This is a genomic window from Paenarthrobacter sp. E2MeOHC11, assembly GCF_058744955.1.
In genome coordinates this window covers 1,958,433-1,977,911 of the sequence record NZ_CP196673.1, presented here as the reverse complement: position 1 = coordinate 1,977,911, position 19,479 = coordinate 1,958,433, and the positions used below count along the sequence as shown (strand labels likewise).

Sequence of the window (19,479 nt, the reverse complement as noted above, 5' to 3'; positions counted from 1 at the left end):
TCGACACCCCGGAAGGGTTAAGTGATCAGAAGTTCGAGGGCCTCCGCCAAGTGGCCTACTTCGCGCACCGAGAAGCCATCGGGGATGACCCCGGCGCCCGCCGGGCTGGCCGGAACGATCGCGTGGGTGAAGCCGAGGCGGTGTGCTTCCTGGATGCGTTGGTTGATCCCGGGAACAGGGCGGACCTCTCCGGCCAAGCCAACCTCGCCAAAGGCAATCAGGCGCTGGGGGAGGGCCTTCCGGGACTTGGCGGAGGCAACCGCGAGGGCAACAGCCAAGTCAGTGGCGGGCTCCGTGAGCTTCACGCCGCCGACCGTTGCCACGTAGGAGTCGTCCTTGTGCAGCATGCAGCCTGCCCGCTGCTGGAGAACCGCGAGCAGCATGGCGACGCGGGAACTCTCGAGCCCGCTGGTGGCCCGGCGTGGCTGCGAATTGGCGCTCTCGGCCAGGAGGGATTGAACCTCTGCCAGCAGTGGTCGGCGACCCTCCATGGTCACCGTGATGCACGTTCCCGAGACTGGCTCGCGGGTGCGTGAAACGAACAATCCGCTGGGATCAGCCAATCCCTCGATGCCGGCTTCGTTCAGGTCAAAGCAGCCGACGTCGTCTGTTGCACCGTAGCGGTTCTTGACGGCTCTCAGCAGACGCAGGCGGGAGTGGCGCTCGCCCTCGAACTGGCAGACGACGTCCACCAGGTGTTCCAGCAGCCTCGGCCCCGCGATGGTGCCTTCCTTGGTCACGTGGCCCACCAGGAGCGTGGTCATGTTGCGCCGCTTGGCCGCAGCAATAATCGACGCAGCGACCTCGCGCACCTGGGATACACCGCCGGCGCTGCCTTCGACATCCGCGCTGCTCAGCGTCTGCACGGAGTCCACAATCAACAGCTTGGGTTCGAGCTTCTCCACTTGGCCCAGCGCCTGCCCGAGGTCGGTCTCCGCGGAAAGGTACAGCGTATGGGCGACGGCGTCGATCCGCTCCGCGCGCAGCTTCACCTGTGCCGCAGATTCCTCACCGGTGATGTACAGGACATCCTGCCCGGTGCGCGCGAACTTCGCTGCGACATCCAGCAACAGCGTGGACTTTCCGACGCCGGGTTCCCCAGCGAGCAGGATGACGGCACCGGGGACGAGCCCTCCTCCCAGGACACGGTCCAGCTCGTCCACGCCCGTGGGCAGGAACGCCGCAGTGGTCCCATCCACCTCAGCGATTCGGCGGGCCGGCTCCAAAACTGTAGCGGCCGCCGTCGTACGCGCGACAGTGGCGCCGTACTCCTCAACGGTTCCCCAGGCTTGGCACTCACCGCACCTGCCCACCCACTTGATGGCGGTCCAGCCGCATTCGGCGCACTTGTAGGCGGGTGTCTTGGATGCGCGGGAGGTCTTGGAAGCCATGGGTTCAAGGTTAGCCGCGGGGACTGACAGTATTAGCCGAGCCGTCCCCCGTGCCGCGCCGCGTCCACAAACACCGCAATACCCGTCACACCAAGCGCAAGCCCGAGCGAAGCAACGACGTCCGTCAGCCAGTGGTACCCAAGGTAGACCCGGCTGTAGGCGACCAGCAGCGTCAGCAAGGCGGCGCCAGTGAAGGCGAGCACCGCCGTCGTTCGCGTGCCCGAACGCGAGACGATCAGGTAGGTGAGGACCAGCGCGAAAATGCCGGCGCCAAGCGTGTGGCCGGAAGGGAAGGACAGGGCGTCGTCCGGGCCGAGGAGGAAATCGGATGATGGCGGTCGGGAGCGGCCCACATCCTGCTTGATGACGGTGGAGAGAATACCGGCGAGCAACATAGCGCCCATCAGCACAGCCGGCCGCCATAGTTCCCGCTTCCAGGCCGTCCATGCGGCGGCCACCGCCACGCTAATGACCGTCATCCACACGGGTGAGGTGACCGTAGTCAACGCCGTGAGGAAGGCCGTGACCACCGGGCCGCGCGAATCGACCATGAAACTGTGGACCGTGCCATCCACGGTGGCCAGCCCGGTCTCGGACAGCACGGCGGCGAACATCAACCAGAAGATGGCATCGCCGGCCACCAGCAAACCACCTGCCCACAGGAACAGGAGCCGCTGCCGTTGCCGGAGCGCCGGGGCAGCCCGGAAGCGTGTGGATAAGGCAGGGATCATCGGCCCATTCTGCCAAACAGGTCTGGGGCTTCTCTGGGAGGAACGGAGGGCTACAGCGCCGGCAGCACTGCCCGCGCTTCCTCCGCCTCCATCCCGCTGGCCTCCAACAGGTCAACCATGAGGGGCCGGAACAGCATGACCACGGTTTCGCCCTCCAGCCTTTGGACGTCCAGCATCTTGGGGTGCAGGCGGGCGGCGATGTCGGAGAGTTCGTTCCGGGCGCGGCGCAGGTGGACCCGGCGGGTACCTTCACTCTGCTCGGACAAGCCAATGGTCATCTCGTCGATCGCCGCAGCGGTTTCCTGCAGGACTTCGGAGATGCTGTCGATCGCTTCATCGGACAACGCGGCATGGTTGATGGCGCTGGTGAGCCGCCGGGCGAACACCCGGCTGTTACGCAGGGCCAGGTCGATGTACTCCAGAGAGTGCTCCAGGCCGGCCAGCTCGTCGCGGTGCCTCCGGTGCGCGGGAGCCAGAGTTGCTACTTCGCCCGAGGCACGCAGCGTCTGCCGCATCCGGTCCACCAAAGGCTGGCAGTTGCGGCCGCGGATCAAGGCGTGCCAGGCGATGGTGGAATCGCTCTCGGTAAGGGCCTTGCCGCATTCGCGCAACACTTCCGCGAGCTCGTGCAGGATCTTCTGGACATCTTTCCGGGGCTCCCGCCGCGGATCCTTCGGCACCAGGATGGTCACCAGCAGAGCGAACACACCACCAACCACGGCATCCAGGCTGCGCGTAAAAGGCCCGCCGGCCGGTGCCGGCAGCAGCACCACCAGCAAGGACTGCAGCCCCAGTTGAGTGGTGAAAATAGTGCCGCTGTCCAGGAACCTGGCCAGCAGGATGGAGAAAAGAAGTACGACGGCGGCCTGCCAGATCCCGGCGCCCAGCCAGTGAAGCAGCAAATCACCAACAACGATGCCCAGTGTGCAGCCGAGGCCCACCTCTATCACCCGGCGCAGCCGCGGGTCACGGGAGAACCCGAGGGCAATCAGGGAAGACGTAGCTGCAAACAGCGGTCCTTGGTGGCCCAGGACATACTCGGCGAAAGCGTAGGCGCCTACAGCGCACACTGTCATCTGGATTGCCGGTGTCAACGAATTCCGGCTGCGGACCAAACCGGTCCTGACTCTGGCGCGCAGGAACCTCTTGCTTGCAGAAAATCCCTTCGCGGCAGCCATGTCGTCCAGTCTATTTGCCCGGCTCGAATTCGGACGAAGGCACCAAGCGCATCCCGGGTGCCGCTCAAGGTGGCGCGCGCCACATAACCCAATGGTCCGCCGTCGTTCACTTTCCGTTCACCTTCCACTGCAGGTCCCGTTACCTGCGCTCCTTACCTTCAGTAAAGGAACAAAAGGTCCTCAGCTCGCGCACGCCGAAATCTCCGTTCGGCCCGCATCGAAGAATCCCTGGAAGGGGCACATCCAAGTGAAGGCAACTCACTTCGGCCGCAACGCGGCAATCGCGGTCATCGCAGCCGGCGCTCTCGCGCTCACTGCTTGCGGTTCAGACAACGCAACGGGCACCACTGGCGGCACCCAGTCGGCCGCATCCGGCACCAAGGTCACCGGCACGCTGACCGGCATCGGCGCCTCCTCCACCGGCGCAGCCATGGACGCTTGGAAGGCCGGTTTCTCCACCGCCAACTCCGGCGCCACGGTCCAGTACTCCCCGGACGGTTCCGGCGCAGGCCGCAAGGCCATCATCGACGGCTCGGCACAGTTCGCCGGTTCTGACGCCTACCTGAAGGATGAAGAGCTCGAGAGCTCCAAGGCCAAGTGCGGCCCCGACGGCGCCATCAACATCCCGGTGTACATCTCCCCGATCGCTGTGGCCTTCAACATCCCGGACGTCAAGGAACTGAAGCTCGACGCCGCAACCGTCGCCAAGATCTTCCGCGGCGAAATCGCCAACTGGAACGACCCCGCAATCGCCGCCCTCAACGAAGGCGTCACCCTGCCGGACCTCAAGGTCACGCCGGTGAACCGCTCTGACGACTCCGGCACCACCACCAACTTCACCGACTACCTCGCAGCTGCTGCTCCCGAGGTCTGGACGGACAAGGCTGCCGGCATCTGGCCCGCAACCCTGGCCGGCGAAAACGCCAAGGGCACCTCCGGCGTCGTCAAGACCGTCACCGACACCCCGGGTGCCGTGACCTACGCCGATGACTCCGCTGTCTCCGGCAAGCTGGGCACCGCCTCCATCAAGGTCGGCGAGGAGTTCGTCAAGATCTCCGCCGAAGCCGCCGCCAAGGCAGTCGAAGCCGGTAAGCCCGTTGACGGCCGCGCCGCCAACGACGTCGCCATCAAGCTGGACCGCAAGACCACCGCATCGGGCGCCTACCCCGTAGTCCTGGTTTCGTACCACGTTGTTTGCACCACCTACGAGACCAAGGAAGTTGCTGACCTGGTCAAGGCCTTCGAAAGCTACGTCGTCTCCGACGAAGGACAGAAGACCGCAGCCGACGCCGCAAAGTCCGCGCCGCTCTCCAAAGCCCTGCAGGACAAGGCCACGGCCGCTATCGAAACCATCAAGGCCAAGTCCTAAGGTTTCCCGGCGGGTTTGCTTGAACCCGGCTGAACATTGAAGTTCCCTGTCCCGCTCTCCGGTGGCCGCCGCGGCACCGGCGCGGGGCAGGGAACTTAGCCATGTAAGACCAGTTCACTGAGACTGAAGGATCGTGAAGTGACCACCAACTCCCTGACAACCTCCCAAGGCGCCGGACGCGCCGGGGACAAGGTTTTCTCCGGGGCCGCCATGGCCGCAGGGTGCCTGATTCTCGCGGTCCTCTTCGGAGTCGCGTTGTTCCTTGTGGTGCAGGCAATCCCTGCGCTCACCGCCCCTGCCGAAGACATCCAGGGCGGAAACGGCTTCTTCGCCTACATCGCCCCGATCGTGGTGGGCACCCTGATTGCCGCAGTCATCGCACTCGTCATCGCCACCCCCGTGGCCATCGGTGTGGCACTGTTCATCTCCCACTACGCTCCCCGTCGGCTCGCTTCGGGCCTGGGCTACGTAGTGGACCTCCTCGCTGCCATTCCCTCCGTGGTTTACGGCGCCTGGGGCGCGGCCTTCCTGGCCAAGGAAATCTCCCCGGCCTACGACTGGCTGGCCACCTACCTCGGCTGGATCCCGATCTTCGAAGGACCGGCATCCGCCACCGGCAAGACCATCCTGACGGCAGGCATCGTCCTTTCCGTCATGGTCCTGCCCATCATTACCTCCCTGTCCCGCGAAATCTTCCTGCAGACCCCCAAGCTGCACGAGGAAGCAGCGCTCGCACTTGGAGCTACCCGCTGGGAAATGATCAAGATGGCCGTTCTGCCGTTCGGCCGCCCGGGCATCATCAGCGCCATCATGCTGGGCCTTGGCCGAGCACTTGGCGAGACCATGGCCGTTGCGCTGGTGCTCTCCTCCGGTGTCCTGACGGCCAGCCTCATCCAGTCCGGCAACCAGACCATCGCTGCCGAAATTGCCCTGAACTTCCCCGAAGCCAGCGGCATCAAGGTCAACACGTTGATCGCTGCCGGCCTGGTGCTGTTCGTCATCACCCTGGGCGTGAACATGATCGCCCGCTGGATCATCACCCGGCACAAAGAATTCTCGGGAGCCAACTAAATGACCGCCACAGTAGTCCGCAAGCGCTCAGCGCTCACCAAGGGCCAGCTGCCCAAGTTCGCGCCCTACATTGTCCTGGCCGTCGCACTCGTTGTGGGCGCGGCCATCATGGCGCTCATCGGCTTCAACGCCTTCGGCTGGGGCCTCGTCTCCGCCATCCTGTTTGCCGTAGGCCTGGTCTCGTGGAGCGGTGCTGTTGAAGGTGCCCGGAAAGCCAAGGACAAGCTCGCCACGTGCCTGGTGGTCGGCTCGTTCCTGGTTGCACTCTTGCCCTTGATTTCGGTGATCTTTACCGTGCTGGTCAATGGCATCCCCGGCCTCATCACTCCCGGCTTCCTGGGCACGTCCATGAATGGCGTTACCGGCGCGTTCGACAACAAGGCAGTAGAGGAAGGCGCCCCCGTTCTCGGCGGCATCTACCACGCGCTGATGGGCACCCTCCAGATCACCCTGTTGGCCACTGTCATCTCCGTGCCGGTTGGCCTGCTCACCTCGATCTACCTGGTGGAATACGGCAACGACCGTCCGCTGGCCCGCGCCATCACGTTCTTCGTGGATGTCATGACCGGCATCCCGTCCATCGTGGCCGGCCTCTTCGCGGCAGCGTTCTTCTTCGCCATCGTGGGCCCCGGCACCAAGACCGGTGCGGTTGCCGCCGTCGCGCTTTCCGTCCTGATGATCCCGGTGGTGGTCCGCTCCAGCGAGGAAATGCTCAAGATCGTCCCGAACGAGCTCCGCGAGGCCTCCTACGCGCTGGGCGTCCGCAAGTGGCGCACCATCACCAAGGTGGTTATCCCGACGGCGATCTCCGGCATTGCGTCCGGCGTCACCCTGGCGATCGCCCGGGTAATCGGCGAAACTGCGCCCATCCTGGTGACTGCAGGCTTCGCGACGACTATCAACAACAACGTGTTCGGTGGCTGGATGGCCTCGCTGCCCACGTTCATTTACACGCAGATCCTCAACCCGACGTCGCCGTCCAATCCTGAGCCCTCGGACCAGAGGGCGTGGGGCGCCGCGCTGGTGCTGATCATCCTGGTGATGCTCCTGAACCTCGGAGCCCGCCTCATCGCCCGTCTGTTCGCACCCAAAACGGGACGCTAGCCGGGCTGGCCGCCGGTTTTGCGGCGGCACCTTCAAACTTCCACACCCCCAAGGAACAAAGGAACACCATGTCCAAGCGCATCGACGTCAAAGACCTCAATGTCTACTACGGCAACTTCCTGGCCGTCGAGGACGTCAACATCAACATCCAGGCCAAATCCGTTACGGCCTTCATCGGCCCGTCCGGCTGCGGTAAGTCCACCTTCCTCCGCACGCTGAACCGCATGCACGAGGTCCTTCCCGGCGCCCGCGTCGAGGGCGAGGTCCTGTTGGATGGCGACAACCTCTACGGCCCCGGCGTGGACCCCGTCACCGTACGCACCCAGGTGGGCATGGTCTTCCAGCGCCCCAACCCATTCCCCACCATGTCCATCCGCGATAACGTCCTGGCCGGCGTGAAGCTGAACAACAAGAAGATCTCCAAGGGTGCAGCCGATGCCCTCGTGGAGAAGTCCTTGGTGGGTGCCAACCTGTGGAACGAGGTCAAGGACCGCCTGGACAAGCCCGGCTCCGGCCTTTCCGGCGGTCAGCAGCAGCGTCTGTGCATCGCCCGCGCCATCGCCGTGGAGCCCCAGGTGATCCTGATGGACGAGCCTTGCTCAGCCTTGGACCCCATCTCCACGCTGGCCGTCGAGGACCTCATCAACGAGCTCAAGGACCAGTACACCGTGGTGATCGTGACCCACAACATGCAGCAGGCTGCGCGCGTGTCGGACAAGACCGCGTTCTTCAACATCGCCGGCACCGGCAAGCCAGGCAAGCTGATCGAGTTCGCGGACACCACCAGCATCTTCAACAACCCTGGCCAGAAGGCAACGGAAGACTACGTCTCCGGCCGCTTCGGATAAGGGTTCTTGCAGGTTCCGGCTTCTATGGGGGGAGTCGGCACAGAACGACGGCGGCCGTCGCCTTGGGGGTACGGCCGCCGTCGTTTTTTGTACCCAACTAGGTCGCAGTTCAGGTCGTTCCCAGCGCTGGGAACGACCTGATCTGCTACTTACTTGGGTGCGTCCGTGAAGGTTACAGGTCCGCGAGCGGCGAGAACGCCAACTCCAGGATGAACGCCGCGGCGGCGGTGACCAGCGGAGTCACCACCCAGAACAGCAGAATCCGCCGGACCAGACGACGATTGACTGTGTGGAACCGCTGGTTCACGCCCGCTCCCAGCACAGAGGCCGTCAGTGTGTGCGTGGTGGACAGCGGCAGATGAAAACCGATGGCGCCGACAAAGAGCATCACGGACGTCAGCGTTTGCGCCACGAAGCCGCGCAGGGGATCCACCCGGATGAGTTTGTGGCCCAGAGTGTGGGAGATCCGCCAGCCACCAAACAGGGTGCCCGCGGTAAGCATGACGGCCGTGAGCAGCAGGATCCACAGCGGCACATCCTCTCCGCCTGACAGCCCCGCGGCCACCATGGCCAGCACAATGACGGCAGCTGTTCGCTGCCCATCCTGAAGGCCGTGACCGAACGCCACAGCGGCAGTGGACACGGCCTGCGCGCGGCGGAAGCGCCGGTTCACCACATTGGGTTGTGTGTACCGGGCAGCCCACGTTACAGGCCAGACCAACAGGTACGCTGCTGCGAACGCGATAATCGGGGACAGGATCAAAGGCAGTGCCACTTGCGTGAGCAGGGCGTTGTCCATGCCACCCGCGGCGTTGCCGCCCACCAGGACACTCGCGGCGCCGGAGCCAATCAGGCCGCCGACCAACGAGTTGGTGGAGGACAAGGGGATACCGCGCCACCACGCGTACACACCCCACAGGATGGCTGCCGTGAGGGCCGAGGCGAGGATGGTCAGCCCGCTGGTGCCACTGGGCAGGGTGATCCAGGACTGAGTGAAAGCCAGGATGAAGGTGCCGCTGAGCATGGCACCCAAAAAGTTGAAGAGGGCCGCCAGGAGCACCGCGATTGAAGGAGTAAGGGCGCGGGTCCGCGTGGACAGCGCGACGGCGTTGGAGACGTCGCGGAAGCCATTGAGGAACGCGAACCCAGAGGCCAGGCCAACTACCAGGACCAGGATGGCGATGGTCACGTCATGATTCCTTGACGATGATGCTGCCTACCTGGGTGGCGACCTTCCGCATGTCCTTGGTAACTTCCACCAGTTGGTTGGCGATGTCCCGGTGCCGCGCGTATTGCGTGGACTTCATGTCCTTGAGCATCTCGGCCACCCAGATCCGGTGCGTGCGCTCTGCGCGCTTGGCCAGCCGGAGGATTTCGATCCAGTAGTCCTCGAGTTCGTCCAGGTCTTCGAGTTTCCGCATTGCGTCCACTGTGAGCTCAGCCTGCCTGCTGATGATCTCCAGCTGGTCTGCCGCCCGTTTGGGGAGGCGATCCAATTTGTACAGGGCTACGAGGTCGCCGGCGGCATCCAGCTTCTCCATGGCCTCGTTGAGGTGGCGGGAGAGCGTGTACATGTCCTCGCGGGGGAGCGGGTTCACGAAGCTGGTGCGCATGTGGGTCAGGAGCGCGAAATGCAGGTCCAGGGATTTGGACTCATGCTCGTGAAGTTCTTCTGCAAGGCGCTCGTGTTCGCTTGCCGGGGCTCCGAGGATTTCGGAGAGCGTTCCGGTGGCGGCCACGATGACGCCGGCCATCTGCGCGAGCAGTACGAGCCCGGCAGGTTCCTGGGGGAAAAGGCGCAGCTTCATGTCGCTTCCGGGCCGGGGACGGATGGGCACGGGCAGTTTGACTTGACGGCGCCCGTTTCGGTCTCAACTTTACCGGCACGGCCGAGGCGTCTGCGAAGTTCGGGGAGCGTTGCGGGCAGATCTCCCCATCGCTGCGCCCCCGCAACCGTGCGACACTAGGTCAGGCACCGATTAATCCACTCAATGGGGGAACCATGCGCTTCAACAATGTCATCAAAATTTCCGGCCTCGCCGCTGCCGGCCTGCTGGCCCTGACCGCCTGTGGCGGAGCAACAGCCGGCTCGACGACGGGTGGTTCCGAACCGTCGTCGTCCTCCTCGTCTTCGTCCGCCTCATCATCTGCTGCCTCGGCGTCCGCTTCCTCGTCCGAAGGTGCCGATTCGTCATCGGGCGACTACAAGCTGGCAGCCTGGGCGCTCCCCATCTCAGATGCCGGCGAGAAGCTCGGGAACCTCAAGGGCGACAGCTTCAGCGTTGACATCTACCAGGTGGCCACGGACGTCGCGTCCAAGGACAGCATGTTCGTGGACAAGGACACCAAGGAGAACCTGCTCAAGAAGGGCGATCCCGTGGTGTACCTGAACTACGTGGTCACCAACACCTCATCGGCCGAGATCCCCTTGAGCCACTCGCTGATCACGCCCAAGGCAAAGTACACGGACTGGAAGTACATGGGCGGCATGCCGTCAGATTCCAGCAGCGATGGCTACAAGAAGCACGGGCTGAGCAGCTCCGGTGTGAAGCTGAAGGAGAAGGACCCGTTCATCCTGAAGCCGGGCGAGTCTTTCAACATCGCGGAGAACTTCGGCTACACCGCCGGCAAGGAAACCGAGATCTCGGCGACCATGACCCCGCAGGACGCTGCAGGCGACCTTGACCACGACAAGAAGGAAACCGCGGAAACCATTGTCACGTTGAAGTAGTTTCCCAGTGCACTTTGCCCGGGTCCGCTTCAGTGCTGGCCCGGGCAAACTTCGTTCGGGCATAAAAATGGTGCCGAACCGGATACGCCTCTCGGCGGTAGGCCGCTCGAAGCGGCTATAAGTTGAAGCCCGGGGGTTTCGCGGTTCGACACCAGTTTTAGTTTTCACCGTCAGGCGGTCTAAGTCAACATTGACAGTCCGGGGCCGGCGTGGGTACGTTTCGCCCTCTTTGTTGGCTAGTCCAGCTCGCCCAGGCGCCACGCATTGGCGGCGTGCTCAAGGTCCTCGGCCGTTTTGACCAGCTGGTGCGAGTTGCGGGTCAGCTTGCTCGCATGGCCTTCATTGCTGTGCTCTGCACCGTCGGCGAGGGTGGCCTGGCCGAGTGCTACTACCCGGCAGAAAGCGGCGGAACGTTCCAGCGCGACGTCGAACTCGCCGTCGAACGCGCCGGACAAAATGGCGTCAGCCATGGTTTTCATTTCGTCGGCTCCGGGCGGCTCCGCAGCGCCGGCCACCACGTTGGAAACCTGCGCGGTATCGCGGCCGGCTCTGAAGTAGACGGAGATCTTCTCGGGGTTCTGGATGGTGGCGGCGCGGAGGGCGTAGAGCCGCCACAGCGCGCCGGGAAGGCTGCGGGCGGGGCTTTCTGCCCACATCTCGGCGATGGCTTCCAAGCCCTGCTCATCGGCCAGTTTCACCAGGCGGCGCGTGACCTTCGGGTCGTCGCTGTCGCGGCCCCGCCTCACCAAAGCCTGGGCAGCAAGGTGGGCAGCCTCGGAAACCCGCGCGGGGTCGGCGCCACCTGCGAACGGTTCAAAATCGATGGGCGCGAAGGGCTTCGGCTTGTGATGCCGGTTTGCTCCGCCGTACGCTCGCGGTTCTGGCTGTTCGCTCATGAGTTCACCGTACTCCTGTGCTCTGGTGGGGTCGAGTAACGGTTGCCGGGGCTGCCTTGGTACTGGTGGCGTGCCGTCACCACCCACTTTGCCGCCGCGCTGGGGCCCGACACGCCGCGGCCGCCGCGTGCCGCCGTCGAACGTTCGCCCAAAGAAGGTGACGACGGCGCACGTCACGTTGAGTTCCTTGCTGGCCTTGACCTTGGGGTACAGTATTCATGGCTGTTTCTACAGCTGGAGGGGCCTTTAGCTCAGTTGGTAGAGCATCGGACTTTTAATCCGTGGGTCGTGGGTTCGATCCCCACAGGGCCCACCCTCCAAGACAGGCCGGAGACCTTGAGTCTCCGGCCTGTTTTTTTGTTTCCCGGTCACGTCCCACACTCTGGTCCCGTCAGTTATGCTATTCGATGGATTAACTATTCAAGTGAGGGGGCTCGGCGTGGGGATCTTTGATACGGCGGTGGAGATTGCGTTCGACGATGGCGCCGCCGACGCTCTGATCAGCGCTGCTGATTCCGCGGATCAGACCCTGCGCTCCGAAGGTAGCTTCCTGGTTGTCGCCACGGGTTATGCGATGGAGGACTTTAGGGGCGGCTATGCGACCTTGTTCGCCCGCGCTTTGGCCGTCCGGGCCGATGACCGTGGCCGGCTTGCCGGTGTCCTCGCGGCGTTGGCGGAGGACGTCAGGCAAGCAAAGGTCCAGGCACGGGAAGAGAAGTCCCGGGTGAAGGAACTTGCTGCCTGGCAGCAACGCGCCGATTTCCGTGAACAACACTTTCAGACTTTCCAGGGTGTGGTGATCGATCCGATGCCCATGGAATGGCCGGTCGCTGCACCGACGATTTCAGCGGTGTTCTCGGCGAGGGCCCGGGCCCGGTTCGCCGGTGGATCGGGGGGCGCTACCAGCTCGGCTGATCCTGGAAAGCTGCGCGAATTTGTGTCGCAATCCCGCGCCTTCACCAACATCCTGGACACGGAGCTGGGGAGAATCCGGAACGCGTGGAGCGGTTTCACCTCAGCGTGTTCGTGGGTGAATAGCGGCAGTGTCACGTTTGTGTCGGGGTTCGAGGAACTGCTGACTGAGAACGCCGCTGACGCGACGTGGCTTGAGCAGATCGCCGCGGCATTCGAAGCAGCCGGCAGCGGGCCCACGGCCGACACCATGCTCAATAGCGCTCTCATAATGTACGCACCACCGGGGCAAGTCGGTTTGAACGATATCGGGGCCCTGAACGCCGCACAACTGAAAGCCTGGCTCGCCGTACCTGCCAACAAGGACCGACTTCAGGGGCTGCTTGAACAACCAGGGCAGGACCCCGTGGTGATAGCAAAGTGGTGGGCTGGGTTCGGCCAGACAGTCGCTGGCGGGACACTTGAACCCGGCGAGGCCCAGTTGCTCCTGATCGAGGCCATCCCCGGAGTCATCGGGAATCTGAACGGAATCACCGCGACCGCCCGGAACCTCGCCAACCGCAAACGCCTCATCACCGAGCAGGACCGCATCAACGCCGAACTGGCCAGGACACCTCAACTCCTGCCCGCCAGCCAAGGCATGTCCATGACCAACCCGGCTTGGACACGGCTGCAAACGCAGCAGAAAGCCCTGGATGGCATCACCGACGCACTGAGGAACGCGGGCGGAACCAAAGCTGTCCTGCTGGGTTTCGACCTGACTCACGGCTCACCGAAGGCACAGGTCTCTGTGGGTAATCCCGACACGGCTGACAATGTTACCTACGCTGTGTCGGGTATGAACATTACACCGCAAAGCGGCTTCAATGACTGGGCAACAAACGCCGCGAACCTCAAGTTGCGGCAAAGCCTGAACGACGCGGGTGAGTCCTTCGCGGTGGTGGCGTGGATCAACTACGAGCCGCCCACGGTTCCGACGGTGAACAGCGGTGATGCCGCCCGCACCGGTGCCGAACGGTTCGTCACAGACCTTCAGGCGTTCAACGCCGTCAGAGAGAGCTTGGGCAACAGGACCCCGGAGACCCTGCACGTCTTGGCCCATTCCTACGGCACCACCGTGACGTCCAACGCCCTTGCCGCCGCGGCATTGAACGTCGCCTCCTTCACGATGCTCGGCTCCGCCGGCATCGAAAAAGAGATCCGAAACACCGGAGACCTCCACGTGCCCGGGGGGCATGTCTACGCCTCCGAAGCCAGCGGTGACGGGCTGGCTGACCTGGGTCGCTTCCAACGCCAAGATCCGCGGCTGGAATCCTTCGGTGCGAAAGTGTTCTCCTCAGAAGAAGCGACGATCGACGGGACCCAGTACCAAGGCACTACCGAACACAACACCTTGGTACACAGGACAGCCAGTGACGGCTACGGCTACCTGGATAAAGAAACCACGGCCCTGTATGAAGCTGCCCTCACAACAACCGGCAACGGAGACCGTATCCTGCCAAACGGACGGCCTGTTTCGCCTCCCCTTGGATTTGCTGGCCGTTGAACAACACAGGAAGAGTGAACCACATGCCCTTTGAACCCAAAGCCCGGCTCGCGGGCCGCCGCCTACTCGCCACGTTGGTCGGCGCGGCCGTTGCACTGAGCGCCTGCACACCCACCACGGAGAACCCCATGACCGGCTCAGCCAATCCCAGCGACCCTGCAACTGTCAAAGCACAGGTTGAAGAACTCAAGCAAGCCCTGAAGGATCTCCACGCGTTCAAAACCGAAACCCAGAAAGCCATCGGACCCCAGAAATGGGTCGATAAAGGCACCCGAAACAGCGCCTGCAATGCAGGTGATGGAAGGGAGGGCGTGAACTACAGCGTCATGAGCCAAACCCCTGATCCCGTCGACCTGGAAGCATCAGTCATCGTGGTCAAAATGTTCTGGGAATCGAAGGGCTTTACCACCCGCGTGGAAACCAACCCGTTGGACCCTGGTCTCATCCGCCTCTACGCCAATCAGAACGGCGGAAACCTCATATCCTTCACCGCGAATGTCAAAGGCTCCGGCCTGGAAATGGACACTGTCTGCATCGCTGGGAACCAACACGAAATCTATGAGGAATTGGACAGGCAGGAAGCAAGCGCCAGTCCCTCGCCGAGTACCAAGGAGAGCTGACGCAGAGTGCTGGCTTCTGGGGTGTCCTGTCCTGCCTCATGCTGGCGCGTGAGTCTGGAACGATTTCAGGAAGCGTGAACCACATGCCCTTTGAACCCAAAGCCCGGCTCGCGGACCTCCGCATACTCGCCGGACTGTTCTGCGCGGCCCTTGCACTGAGCGCCTGCACACCCACCACGGAGAACCCTATGACCGGCTCAGCCAATCCCAGCGACCCTGCGACCGTCAAAGCCCAAGTCGAAGAGCTCAAACAAGCCCTCGCGGATCTCCACGCCTTCAAAACCGAAACCCAACAAGCCATCGGACCCCAGAAATGGGTCGATAAGGGCACTCGTAACATGGATTGCAGAACCTCCGACGGGCAAGACGGCGTGAACTACAGCATCCTGACCCAAACGCCTGACCCCGTGGACCTGGAAGCATCAGTAAGCGTGGTCAGAGCGTTCTGGGAATCCAAGGGCTTCACCACCCGTACCGAAACCAACCCCAGGGAACCGGGCCTCATCCGCCTCTACGCCAACGAGAACGGCGGACACCTTTTGTCCTACTTCGCAAACATCAAAGGCTCCGGCCTGGAGATGAACAGCGCCTGCGTCGCCGGAGACCAGACCGCAATCTACAAGGAGCTGTATCCCGAAATTTACGGGACCCCGTCTAGCCTCGGCTCCTCTCCGTCTGCTAATTAGGCTGTCTGGTGCGCCAAAGGAGCTGCCTATGTCGCCTCGTGCTGGCTATGGCCTGTGGAACGGCTTCAGGAAGAGTGAACCGCATGTCCTTTGAATCCAAGGCCCGACTAAAGGCCCGCCGCCTACTCGCCGGACTGTTCTGCGCCGCCCTTGCGCTGAGCGCCTGCACGCCCACGACCACGGAGAACCCCATGATCGGCTCAAACAGTTCCAGTGACCCTGCAACTGTCAATGCCCAGGTCGAAGAACTCAAGCAAGCTCTCTCGGATCTCCGCGTCTTCAAAACCGAAACTGAAAACGTTGTCGGGCCCCAGACCTGGGCGGATAAGAGCCTTCGAAACATGGACTGCAGCACCCCTAAGGGAGAAGAGGGTGTGAACTACAGCGTCATGAGTCAGACCCTTGAAACCCTCGACATGGAATCGTCGGTCAACGTTGTCAAGACGTTTTGGGAATCCAAAGGCTTCACCACCCGCGTCGAATCAAACCCAAAGGACCCAGGAAACATCCGTCTCTATGCCAATAAGAGCGGCGGACATCTCGTATCCTTCACGGCTACCACCAATGGCTTGAGCCTCGAGATGAACAGCGCCTGCGTCGCTGGGAATCAGCATGAAATCTACAAGGAATTGGACAGGCAGGAAGCGAGTGCCAGTCCCACGCCGAGTACCAAGGAGAGCTGACGCAGAGTGCTGGCTTCTGGGGTGTCCTGTCCTGCCTCATGCTGGCGAGTGAGTCTGGAACGATTTCAGGAAGAGTGAACCGCATGTCCTATGAATCCAAGGCCCGACTAAAGGACGGCGGTATTCTTGCCGCCTTGTTTTGTGCCGGCATTGCACTCAGCGCCTGCACGCCGACCACCACGGAGATCCCCATGACCGGCTCAAGCAACCCCAGCGACCCCGCAACCGTCAAAGCCCAGGTCGAACAACTCAAACAAGCCCTCGCGGACCTCCACGCCTTCAAAGTCGAAACCCAACAAGCCATCGGACCCCAAAAATGGGTCGACGAAGGCCTCCGAAACATGGACTGCAAGACACCCGACGGAGAAGGTGGCGTGAACTACAGCGTCCTGACCCTCACGTCCGACCCCGTAGACCTGGAAGCCTCAGTCAACGTCGTCAAAACGTTCTGGGAATCCAAGGGCTTCACCACCCGCACCGAAACCAACCCCCGGGAACCGGGCCTCATCCGCCTCTACGCCAACGAAGACGGCGGACACCTCGTGTCCTACTTCGCAAACATCGAGGGCTCCAGCCTGGAGATGAACAGCGCCTGCGTCGCCGGAGACCTCAGCGCAATCTACAAAGAGCTGGACAGGCAGGAAGCAAGCGACAGCCCCTCACCGACTGCAGAGTAGAGGCGTTGCGGCATGATGCCTTCCGGGAGGCTGGACAGTCCTGCCTCCTGCCGGTGTGTGGGCTGTGGAACAGTTTCAGGAAGAGTGAACCATATGCCCCATGAACCCAAGGCCCGACTAAAGACCAGCCGCATACTCGCCGCGTTGGTCGGCGCGGCCGTTGCACTGAGCGCCTGCACACCCACCACGGAGAACCCCATGACCGGCTCAGCCAATCCCAGCGACCCTGCAACTGTCAAAGCACAGGTTGAAGAACTCAAGCAAGCCCTGAAGGATCTCCACGCGTTCAAAACCGAAACCCAGAAAGCCATCGGACCCCAGAAATGGGTCGATAAAGGCACCCGAAACAGCGCCTGCAATGCAGGTGATGGAAGGGAGGGCGTGAACTACAGCGTCATGAGCCAAACCCCTGATCCCGTCGACCTGGAAGCATCAGTCATCGTGGTCAAAATGTTCTGGGAATCGAAGGGCTTTACCACCCGCGTGGAAACCAACCCGTTGGACCCTGGTCTCATCCGCCTCTACGCCAATCAGAACGGCGGAAACCTCATATCCTTCACCGCGAATGTCAAAGGCTCCGGCCTGGAAATGGACACTGTCTGCATCGCTGGGAACCAGCATGAAATCTATGAGGAATTGGACAGGCAGGAAGCAAGCGCCAGTCCCTCGCCGAGTACCAAGTAGAGCTGACGAGCCCTGGCCCCTTGTTGACTCTGGGCTGGTGCACAGTTATCAATGCGCGTAGGTGCGTTCAGCCAACGCGACCGGGAGTGAGCAGCCGTTGCGCGACGATGGCCGCGTGGGGACGCACTCCGGGGTCGGCGCGCGAGTGCGTGCCAATCACGCTGAAACCGGCTTCCTGCAACCGTCCCGACATCTCCTCCAGAGACCAGAAATAGGCAGGAGTCACTGCATGCGAGAACGACTCACCCGCCGGGCCATCGAAGAAGCCGATCAGGAGGCCACCGCCTGGTTTGAGGCACCGGGCAAACTCGTTCAGAACCCGGCTGATCCCAGCCGGGGGAGTGTGAATCAGTGAGTACCAGGCGAGGATTCCCGCCAATGAGTGATCCGGGGTGGGCAGCCGATCAAGTGACCCGACAGAGAACTGGGCATCCGGGCAGAATTGCTTGGCTGTCTCAATGAACTCCGGTACCAAGTCCACGCCTTGGACGTCCACCCCGGCGGAGTGCAGAAAGGCTGTCCATTGCCCAGGCCCGCAGCCGGCATCGAGGACTTTCCCGGACAATCCCTGGGCCCATGACAACACCAGCTCCCTATCGACCGGATGCGTGCTGCTGATGGACCCGAACAATGAGGTGTACTCGTCGGAACGCGCAGAATAGGCGGCTCTCACTGCTCCAAAGGACATGCGTCTCAGCCTAGGAGCCGGAACGCCCGCCAAGAAATCCCTTGACTCCCACACCAACACCACGTCAGCATGTTTCTATAACGTTGTAAATCGATAAGCAGAACAAGCAGACAAGGACCCACCCTTTGGGAACCCCAGAAAACCCCACGGCCAAGATCACCATCGACCCCGCGTTCGTCGTAGGCCCCGTCAGGAGGAAGACATTCGGCGCCTTCGTTGAGCACCTCGGCCGCTGCGTCTACACGGGCATTTTCGAACCTGAGCACCCTAAAGCCGACGACGACGGTTTCCGCACCGATGTACTCGACCTCACCAAGGAACTCGGCGTCTCCACGGTCCGCTACCCCGGCGGAAACTTCGTGTCCGGCTACCGCTGGGAAGACGGAGTGGGGCCCAAGGAGGACCGCCCAACAAGGCTCGACCTCGCCTGGCACTCCAGCGATCCCAACCTGGTGGGCGTGGACGAGTTCGCCAAGTGGTCGGAGAAGGCCGGGGTTGAACCCATGATGGCGGTCAACCTGGGTACCAGGGGCCCGCAGGAAGCGCTGGACCTGCTGGAGTACTCCACCATCAAGGGTGGAACGGCCTTGTCCGAACAGCGCAAGGCGAATGGCGCCGTCGAGCCTCACAACATCACCATGTGGTGCCTCGGGAACGAGATGGACGGCTTCTGGCAGATCGGCCACAAGAAAGCCGGCGAGTACGCTCGGGTTGCCGCCGAAACGGCGCGGGCAATGCGCATGGTCAACCCGGACCTGGAACTGGTGGCTTGTGGAAGTTCGGGACCAACCATGCCCACGTTCGGCGAATGGGAGCGCGTGGTCCTCAACGAGACATACGAGTTGGTGGACCTGATCTCGGCGCACCAGTACTTTGAGGACTTCGGGGATTTGCAGGAGCACCTGTCAGCCGGGCACCGGATGGAGGCGTTCATCAAGGACCTGGTCTCGCACATCGACCATGTGAAGTCGGCCAACAAGTCCGGGAAGCAGGTCAATATCTCGTTCGATGAGTGGAACGTCTGGCACATGTCCCGCGACGAGTCCAAGGTGCCCACAGGCGACGACTGGCCCGTGGCGCCAGTGCTCCTCGAGGACCGGTACACGGTTGCCGACGCCGTGGTGGTGGGAGACCTTCTCATCACGCTGCTGCGCAACACGGACCGCGTCCACTCCGCGAGCCTGGCTCAGCTGGTCAACGTGATCGCACCCATCATGACCGAGCCAGGTGGCCGGGCCTGGAAGCAGACCACGTTCCACCCGTTTGCGCTCACTTCGCAGAATGCCTCTGGCACGGTGTTGAACCTCGCCGTCGAATCCCCGCTGCTGGAGACCGAAAAGACGACGGGCTTCACCGCCCTGTCAGCCGTGGCGACCTATGATGCAGAAGCCAAAGAGGCCGTGGTGTTCGCCGTGAACCGCTCGGCGTCGGACGCGCTGACGCTGGATGCCGCCGTCGGAAGCCTCAACGCAAGCAAAGTCATTGAGGCCGTCACCTACTCGAACAAGGACCCTTACTGGCAGGCCACTGCCGACGATTCGACGTCGGTCCTGCCGTCCGAGAACGTCAGCGTAAAGCTCGACGGCGGCCGCCTCACCGCCGAGCTTCCGGCCGTGAGCTGGACCATGATCCGGTTGTCGCTTGAGGACCAGGTCAACTGAAAG

At 62.7% G+C, this 19,479-nt stretch carries 19 protein-coding genes and 1 tRNA gene; 13 read left to right on the top strand and 7 right to left on the bottom strand.

Annotated features, from left to right (window positions below):
- Positions 1–17: 17 nt before the first annotated feature.
- From radA to ACSSVG_RS09145, 3 genes are read right to left on the bottom strand one after another with little or no spacing between them, the layout of a single operon-like run.
- On the bottom strand, positions 18–1,391 hold the full coding sequence (radA, locus tag ACSSVG_RS09155) for a DNA repair protein RadA (RefSeq protein ID WP_159704441.1): 1,374 nt from the start codon (positions 1,389–1,391) through the stop codon (positions 18–20).
- Positions 1,392–1,423: 32 nt separating this feature from the next.
- Positions 1,424–2,122 carry a phosphatase PAP2 family protein gene (locus tag ACSSVG_RS09150; protein ID WP_253465601.1) on the bottom strand — a complete coding sequence of 233 codons (699 nt, stop codon included), beginning with the start codon at positions 2,120–2,122 and terminating at the stop codon, positions 1,424–1,426.
- Positions 2,123–2,172: 50 nt separating this feature from the next.
- Positions 2,173–3,300, bottom strand: coding sequence for an FUSC family protein (locus tag ACSSVG_RS09145; protein WP_492418530.1), 1,128 nt, complete (start codon positions 3,298–3,300; stop codon positions 2,173–2,175).
- Positions 3,301–3,547: 247 nt separating this feature from the next.
- On the opposite strand from ACSSVG_RS09145, the gene pstS reads away from it, so the two are divergent.
- The 4 genes from pstS to pstB all read left to right on the top strand — a co-directional run bounded on the left by pstS (position 3,548) and on the right by pstB (position 7,692).
- Positions 3,548–4,669 carry a phosphate ABC transporter substrate-binding protein PstS gene (gene pstS / locus ACSSVG_RS09140; RefSeq protein WP_253465604.1) on the top strand — a complete coding sequence of 374 codons (1,122 nt, stop codon included), beginning with the start codon at positions 3,548–3,550 and terminating at the stop codon, positions 4,667–4,669.
- A gap of 138 nt (positions 4,670–4,807) precedes the next feature.
- Complete coding sequence (pstC, locus tag ACSSVG_RS09135) at positions 4,808–5,740, top strand: phosphate ABC transporter permease subunit PstC (protein ID WP_017197022.1); 933 nt, start codon at positions 4,808–4,810, stop codon at positions 5,738–5,740.
- On the top strand, positions 5,741–6,844 hold the full coding sequence (pstA, locus tag ACSSVG_RS09130; RefSeq protein ID WP_231339668.1) for a phosphate ABC transporter permease PstA: 1,104 nt from the start codon (positions 5,741–5,743) through the stop codon (positions 6,842–6,844).
- A gap of 68 nt (positions 6,845–6,912) precedes the next feature.
- A complete protein-coding gene (gene pstB / locus ACSSVG_RS09125; RefSeq protein WP_011772968.1) occupies positions 6,913–7,692 on the top strand; it encodes a phosphate ABC transporter ATP-binding protein PstB in 780 nt (259 codons plus the stop codon).
- A gap of 172 nt (positions 7,693–7,864) precedes the next feature.
- On the opposite strand, the gene ACSSVG_RS09120 is transcribed toward pstB, so the two are convergent.
- On the bottom strand, positions 7,865–8,881 hold the full coding sequence (locus tag ACSSVG_RS09120; protein WP_492418528.1) for an inorganic phosphate transporter: 1,017 nt from the start codon (positions 8,879–8,881) through the stop codon (positions 7,865–7,867).
- Position 8,882: 1 nt separating this feature from the next.
- On the bottom strand, positions 8,883–9,500 hold the full coding sequence (locus tag ACSSVG_RS09115) for a DUF47 domain-containing protein (protein WP_231339666.1): 618 nt from the start codon (positions 9,498–9,500) through the stop codon (positions 8,883–8,885).
- A 194-nt stretch (positions 9,501–9,694) separates the two neighbouring features.
- Here ACSSVG_RS09115 and ACSSVG_RS09110 point away from each other — a divergent pair, with 194 nt between their 5' ends.
- Positions 9,695–10,423 carry a hypothetical protein gene (locus ACSSVG_RS09110; RefSeq protein WP_492418526.1) on the top strand — a complete coding sequence of 243 codons (729 nt, stop codon included), beginning with the start codon at positions 9,695–9,697 and terminating at the stop codon, positions 10,421–10,423.
- 236 nt (positions 10,424–10,659) lie between these two features.
- On the opposite strand, the gene ACSSVG_RS09105 is transcribed toward ACSSVG_RS09110, so the two are convergent.
- The gene (locus ACSSVG_RS09105) at positions 10,660–11,319 is read right to left on the bottom strand and encodes a hypothetical protein (RefSeq protein WP_231339664.1); all 660 of its coding nucleotides are present in this window, start codon (positions 11,317–11,319) and stop codon (positions 10,660–10,662) included.
- 240 nt (positions 11,320–11,559) lie between these two features.
- Here ACSSVG_RS09105 and ACSSVG_RS09100 point away from each other — a divergent pair.
- The 7 genes from ACSSVG_RS09100 (at position 11,560) to ACSSVG_RS09070 (ending at position 17,127) form a co-directional block, all read left to right on the top strand.
- Positions 11,560–11,632, top strand: a tRNA-Lys gene (locus ACSSVG_RS09100).
- A gap of 126 nt (positions 11,633–11,758) precedes the next feature.
- Positions 11,759–13,777, top strand: a complete 2,019-nt coding sequence (locus ACSSVG_RS09095; protein ID WP_492418524.1) for an alpha/beta hydrolase — start codon at positions 11,759–11,761, stop codon at positions 13,775–13,777.
- A 23-nt stretch (positions 13,778–13,800) separates the two neighbouring features.
- Positions 13,801–14,397, top strand: a complete 597-nt coding sequence (locus ACSSVG_RS09090) for a hypothetical protein (protein ID WP_492418523.1) — start codon at positions 13,801–13,803, stop codon at positions 14,395–14,397.
- Between the two features lie 83 nt (positions 14,398–14,480).
- Positions 14,481–15,083 (top strand): hypothetical protein, encoded by a 603-nt coding sequence (locus ACSSVG_RS09085; protein ID WP_231339660.1) that lies wholly within the window; start codon positions 14,481–14,483, stop codon positions 15,081–15,083.
- An 83-nt stretch (positions 15,084–15,166) separates the two neighbouring features.
- Positions 15,167–15,766, top strand: a complete 600-nt coding sequence (locus tag ACSSVG_RS09080; protein WP_231339659.1) for a hypothetical protein — start codon at positions 15,167–15,169, stop codon at positions 15,764–15,766.
- An 83-nt stretch (positions 15,767–15,849) separates the two neighbouring features.
- The gene (locus tag ACSSVG_RS09075) at positions 15,850–16,443 is read left to right on the top strand and encodes a hypothetical protein (protein WP_231339658.1); all 594 of its coding nucleotides are present in this window, start codon (positions 15,850–15,852) and stop codon (positions 16,441–16,443) included.
- 93 nt (positions 16,444–16,536) lie between these two features.
- Positions 16,537–17,127: a hypothetical protein gene (locus ACSSVG_RS09070; RefSeq protein WP_492418521.1), complete on the top strand. Its 591-nt coding sequence runs from the start codon at positions 16,537–16,539 to the stop codon at positions 17,125–17,127.
- Between the two features lie 67 nt (positions 17,128–17,194).
- Here the strand turns inward: ACSSVG_RS09070 and ACSSVG_RS09065 are convergent, their stop codons facing one another.
- Entirely contained in the window at positions 17,195–17,815 is a 621-nt protein-coding gene (locus ACSSVG_RS09065; protein ID WP_253465618.1) for a class I SAM-dependent methyltransferase, read from the bottom strand.
- Between the two features lie 125 nt (positions 17,816–17,940).
- Here ACSSVG_RS09065 and arfA point away from each other — a divergent pair, with 125 nt between their 5' ends.
- Entirely contained in the window at positions 17,941–19,476 is a 1,536-nt protein-coding gene (gene arfA, locus ACSSVG_RS09060) for an arabinosylfuranosidase ArfA (RefSeq protein WP_492418519.1), read from the top strand.
- Positions 19,477–19,479: the final 3 nt, after the last annotated feature.

What these genes read in the sequence shown, in the direction of transcription:
- ACSSVG_RS09080 (WP_231339659.1), top strand. Translation starts at nt 15,167, where the DNA reads ATGTCCTTTGAATCCAAGGCCCGACTAAAGGCCCGCCGCCTACTCGCC.
- ACSSVG_RS09105 (WP_231339664.1), bottom strand. Translation starts at nt 11,319, where the DNA reads ATGAGCGAACAGCCAGAACCGCGAGCGTACGGCGGAGCAAACCGGCAT.
- ACSSVG_RS09070 (WP_492418521.1), top strand. Translation starts at nt 16,537, where the DNA reads ATGCCCCATGAACCCAAGGCCCGACTAAAGACCAGCCGCATACTCGCC.
- ACSSVG_RS09150 (WP_253465601.1), bottom strand. Translation starts at nt 2,122, where the DNA reads ATGATCCCTGCCTTATCCACACGCTTCCGGGCTGCCCCGGCGCTCCGG.
- ACSSVG_RS09110 (WP_492418526.1), top strand. Translation starts at nt 9,695, where the DNA reads ATGCGCTTCAACAATGTCATCAAAATTTCCGGCCTCGCCGCTGCCGGC.
- ACSSVG_RS09115 (WP_231339666.1), bottom strand. Translation starts at nt 9,500, where the DNA reads ATGAAGCTGCGCCTTTTCCCCCAGGAACCTGCCGGGCTCGTACTGCTC.
- ACSSVG_RS09065 (WP_253465618.1), bottom strand. Translation starts at nt 17,815, where the DNA reads ATGTCCTTTGGAGCAGTGAGAGCCGCCTATTCTGCGCGTTCCGACGAG.
- ACSSVG_RS09145 (WP_492418530.1), bottom strand. Translation starts at nt 3,300, where the DNA reads ATGGCTGCCGCGAAGGGATTTTCTGCAAGCAAGAGGTTCCTGCGCGCC.
- pstB (WP_011772968.1), top strand. Translation starts at nt 6,913, where the DNA reads ATGTCCAAGCGCATCGACGTCAAAGACCTCAATGTCTACTACGGCAAC.
- ACSSVG_RS09085 (WP_231339660.1), top strand. Translation starts at nt 14,481, where the DNA reads ATGCCCTTTGAACCCAAAGCCCGGCTCGCGGACCTCCGCATACTCGCC.
- pstA (WP_231339668.1), top strand. Translation starts at nt 5,741, where the DNA reads ATGACCGCCACAGTAGTCCGCAAGCGCTCAGCGCTCACCAAGGGCCAG.
- radA (WP_159704441.1), bottom strand. Translation starts at nt 1,391, where the DNA reads ATGGCTTCCAAGACCTCCCGCGCATCCAAGACACCCGCCTACAAGTGC.
- ACSSVG_RS09075 (WP_231339658.1), top strand. Translation starts at nt 15,850, where the DNA reads ATGTCCTATGAATCCAAGGCCCGACTAAAGGACGGCGGTATTCTTGCC.
- ACSSVG_RS09090 (WP_492418523.1), top strand. Translation starts at nt 13,801, where the DNA reads ATGCCCTTTGAACCCAAAGCCCGGCTCGCGGGCCGCCGCCTACTCGCC.